Origin of the sequence: Streptomyces sp. NPDC086147 (assembly GCF_040702165.1) — a bacterium.
Lineage (GTDB): Bacteria > Actinomycetota > Actinomycetes > Streptomycetales > Streptomycetaceae > Streptomyces.
On the sequence record NZ_JBFBJO010000051.1, the window covers coordinates 1 to 3,983 of the forward strand.

2 protein-coding genes and 2 pseudogenes are annotated in these 3,983 nt (G+C 68.4%); 3 read left to right on the forward strand and 1 reads right to left on the reverse strand.

Annotated elements, in window-relative coordinates; all coding sequences use genetic code 11:
• Positions 1 to 190 precede the first annotated feature (190 nt).
• Complete coding sequence (locus tag AB0398_RS34170; protein ID WP_366379564.1) at positions 191 to 439, reverse strand: hypothetical protein; 249 nt, start codon at positions 437 to 439, stop codon at positions 191 to 193.
• 531 nt (positions 440 to 970) lie between these two features.
• On the opposite strand from AB0398_RS34170, the gene AB0398_RS34175 reads away from it, so the two are divergent.
• From AB0398_RS34175 to AB0398_RS34185, 3 genes and pseudogenes are all read left to right on the forward strand, one after another.
• Positions 971 to 1,996 carry a MerR family transcriptional regulator gene (locus AB0398_RS34175; RefSeq protein ID WP_366379565.1) on the forward strand — a complete coding sequence of 342 codons (1,026 nt, stop codon included), beginning with the start codon at positions 971 to 973 and terminating at the stop codon, positions 1,994 to 1,996.
• Positions 1,997 to 2,043: 47 nt separating this feature from the next.
• Positions 2,044 to 2,958 (forward strand): annotated as a pseudogene (locus tag AB0398_RS34180) (transposase family protein).
• A gap of 99 nt (positions 2,959 to 3,057) precedes the next feature.
• Positions 3,058 to 3,819 (forward strand): annotated as a pseudogene (locus AB0398_RS34185) (IS5 family transposase).
• The last annotated feature ends 164 nt before the right edge of the window (positions 3,820 to 3,983 follow it).

The window sequence follows — 3,983 nt, forward strand, 5'->3', positions numbered from 1 at the left end:
CACACTCGGACCCTCCCACGACCTGTGCCCCATCGGCTGCTGCCCCGCCAGAACCGAACGACCCGCGGCGGCCGGCGCCGACAGCCCATACGCGTGATTCCCGGGAGGCCCGGCGAGAAGAGGACCGCTCGTTCTCACCGGACCACCGGAAGTTGCGGGCGCTTCACGACGCCGGGTCGACGACCGCCCGTCAGGCGTCCACCCCGAAGCCGGCGGGTCGTACGGTCTCGTCACGTTCGTAGTTCGCTAGTGCGAGACCGAGCGTGAAGAAGGTCGGGGCCCACTCCCCCACGAAGATGCCCCAGCGGTCGGCACGTTCCAGGTCCTCCCGCCGGTTGGACGTCAGCCACGAGACCAACGACAGTCCGATCGACCCCACGGCGGCCAGATACGCGTGCTCACTGCGCACACCCGACTCGTGCAGCTTCTTGACGATCATTTTCTCCTCCTGCGTCATGAGGGCCTCCGGTTCCGGAAGCCGGTTCCCCGTCCGTTCAGGCAGGGATCTGCGCCTCCGGATCCCGTGACGACCCGCCCTCTTCGGTCGACTGCCACGAACTTCCGGAACACGCGGGCGGGAGGGAGGGGAAGACACGACCGGCCGGATCGATCCGCCACACATGAACGTGCCTGGGACCGGAGTGCAACCACCGGGATGGAAGAACTCGGCCCGGGGCAATCCCTTCTCCTCACCTCCCGAAAGGCCCTTTAAGGACCATTCAGGACATATTTCTTCAAAGCTCGCCGCACGGATGCAGTCCGGCCGGCTCTCCTTACGGTGTCTCGCCCACGCGCCCGGCGGCCCCGGTGCCTTCGCTCGCCCTCACACCCGGCGCATCCGTGCACCCTCCCCGTCGGAAAACCAGGACAGCGACCTGGTGTCTCCGCACACGAAGACCTGTGCGCACACCACACCTGGGAAGAGGAGGACGTGCCGTCCTCCACCGGCTCCACGGCAGGGAGTGAAGACATGGCCGGAAACCAATACGGAATGACCACCGGGGCCGTCGCCAGGCACCTGGGGGTGTCGCCGACCACCGTGCGCTCCTGGGAACAACGGTACGGCCTGCGTCCGGCGGTCCGCGAGGAAGGAAGACACCGGCGCTGGACGGCCCAGGACGTCTCGGTGCTCGAAGAGATGTGCCGGCTGACGGCTTCCGGGGTTTCCCCCGCCGAGGCCGCGCGCACGGTCCTGACGAGCCGCGACACGGCCACCGGTGGTGCCTCTCGCCCCGTCCGGCTGCCGGATCCTCCCGCCGGAAGCGAAAGAGCGGCCGTTCCGGAAGGCGCCCGTCAGCCCGGTTCGCGCCACGACCTGTCTCCGGACACAGTGCGCGCGGAATGCCGGGGTCTGGCGCGCGCCGCGGTGAGACTGGACGGTCCGGCGATGGACAACCTGCTGGAGCGGGCCGTCCAGGAGCACGGGCTGGTCGTCGCCTGGGAGGAGATCGTCGCGCCCGCTCTCCACACGGTCGGCAAGAAGTGGGAATCGACGCAGGAGCGCTATGTCGAGGTCGAGCACCTGCTGTCGTGGCACATCTCGACGGCCCTGCGCCGGATGATCGTGGCAGGATCCGCAGCACCTTCGGCCGCACCGCCCATCGTCCTGGCGTGCATGCCCACCGAGAACCACACCCTTCCGCTGGAGGCGCTGGCCGCGGGGCTCGCCGAACGGGCCTTGCCGGTCCTCGTCCTGGGCGGCGCGGTCCCGGCCGAGGCGCTCGACGCCGCGGTGCGACGGTGCGGCCCCGCGGTCGTGGCCCTGTGGTCCCAGGCCCGCGCCACGGCCGACCGCCCCTTGGCCGCGCAAGTGGCGGGCACCGCCTTCGGACCGCGAGGAGCCCGGACCACACCAATGGTCCTACTGGCCGGTCCGGGCTGGGCGGGAGGGCCCCGGGAAGCCGGCATGCTGCGACCCAGCGGACTGGGAGAAGCGCTCGACGCGGTCTCACGGCGGTACGAACGGTTGCGTCTCGCGGTGTCGGACCGGGCCTGACGAGTTGGTGCGTGATAGCGGGTGGGCATGCTCTGCTGGTGAAAGGCATGGTGAATCGTTCGGTCCTGGCGCATCCGTTGTTCACAGGTGTCTCAAGGAATCGTCTGTCCTCGCTGGTGATGGAGTTGGCGCGGCCGTGGGTGGTCGCGGTCGAAGGCCGCCGGTACCAAGCTCGAGGCGGGGCCAGGAAACGGCCCCGGGAGCGGGTGCCCGCCATCAACTGGTTTCCGTGAACCGGCTTGTCGCCACGCTCATCCACCTGCGTCACGACCTCCCGCACGCGGTCCTGGCCCTCCTTTACGAAGTAGACCGTTCCACCATGACTCGGGCAGTCGGTGAGGTGCGCCGTCTGCTGGCCGACAGAGGATTTGCCGTCCCGGAGCGGCCCGGGCTGCGACTGCGGACCCTGGAAGACGTCTTCGCCTACGCCCAGACCGAAGGGGTCCTGTTGCGGCTGGACGCCACCTGTGGTTCAGGTCCGCAGGCCCACCGCGGGCCGGGGCGGGCGGCGGGCATTCGTGTCGGACAAGAAGAAGCAGAACACGATGAAGGCCACCTTCATCGCCGATCACCACGGCCGTACCCCGCGGACCGACGCCCTGCGACCAGGCCGTATGCACGACGCCACCGCCGCCCGCACGGCCGGCATCGCCGGCTGCCTTCCTACCTTCGGCCTGGTCCAGGCCCTCCTCGACGACGGTTACCTCAGGCTGAGCAGAGACCATCGGGGCAGGGCTCTCACCCAGCCGCGCAAGCTACGGCCGGGCGCGATACCTTCCTTCCTCGAACACACCGAACGCCGGCGACACGAGCACTCCTCACAACGGATCACTGTCGAACACGCCCTCGCCGACCACAAACGCTGGAAACAACTGACACGCCGGACCCACCGCAGAGAGAACCTTCCTGCCACCCACCAGGCCATCGTCGCCCTCGTCTCCGACCGCAACATCACCCCCTGAAGACGCCCCTGAACAGGGCAGACACGTCCCATCCGCTATCACGCACCAACTCGTAAGACGTCGTTTCTTATTGCGTGACCGTTCGTTGTTACGCGCACGATGGATCTGGTTGAGCGGCTGGTGCCGGAGGAATTGTGGGTGCTGTTCCGGCGGGTGGTGCCACCGACTGAGGTGACACGTCCGCAAGGCGGCGGCCGCCGGGCAGGTGACCGCGAGGCCTTGGCCGCGACCATCTTCGTGGCGACGTCGGAGTGCACGTAGCGGCAGTTGCCGCCGGTGCTCGGCCCGGCCTGGCAGACGGTCTACCGGCGATTCGCCCGGTGGAGCCGGGAACTGGTCTGGGCCCGGTTGCATCGCGTGGTCCTCGACGAACTCGGAGCCCGGGGTAAGCCGGACTGGTCACGGTGCGCGATCGACTCGGTCAGTCCGCGAGCGGCACAAGGGGGCCTTTGACGGGACCGAATCCGACCGACCGCGGCAAACTCGAATCGAAGATCCGCCTGATCACCGACCGCAACGGACTACCCTTGCCCCTGGGTATCTGCGGGGCGAACATGCACGACAACCAGGGCCTGGAGCCGCTCGTCCGGGGGCATCCCACCCATCCGCTCCCAGCGCGGCCCCCGACGTCGGAAGCCTGCGAAACTGCACGCCGACAAGGGGTGCGACTACGACCATCTGCGCCGATGGCTCCGCAAGCGCGGCATCCGCCACCACATCGCCCGCAAGGGCATCGAACCCTCGAAGCGGCTGGGCCGGCGCCGCTGGGTAGTCAAGAGAACCGTGTTCTGGCCGACCGGCTGCCGACGGTTCCACCGTCGCTACGAACGCAAGACCGAACACTTCCTCGCCTTCGGCTGAATCGCATGGGTAAGTAGATCAGTGGCCCGCTGGCTTCGTCGATCAGCGGGCCGGTCGACCTGGGCGAGGGGGACTGCTGCATGATCGGGTGACAGCGGGGTTTATGCAGCCAGTGCTGCGGGTGGGGTCATGATGGTCTCGTACTCGACGGGGGTCAATCGGCC

Excerpts from the sequence above, each read along its gene's own strand:
- AB0398_RS34170 (WP_366379564.1), bottom strand. The coding sequence starts at position 439 with ATGATCGTCAAGAAGCTGCACGAGTCGGGTGTGCGCAGTGAGCACGCG.
- AB0398_RS34175 (WP_366379565.1), top strand. The coding sequence starts at position 971 with ATGGCCGGAAACCAATACGGAATGACCACCGGGGCCGTCGCCAGGCAC.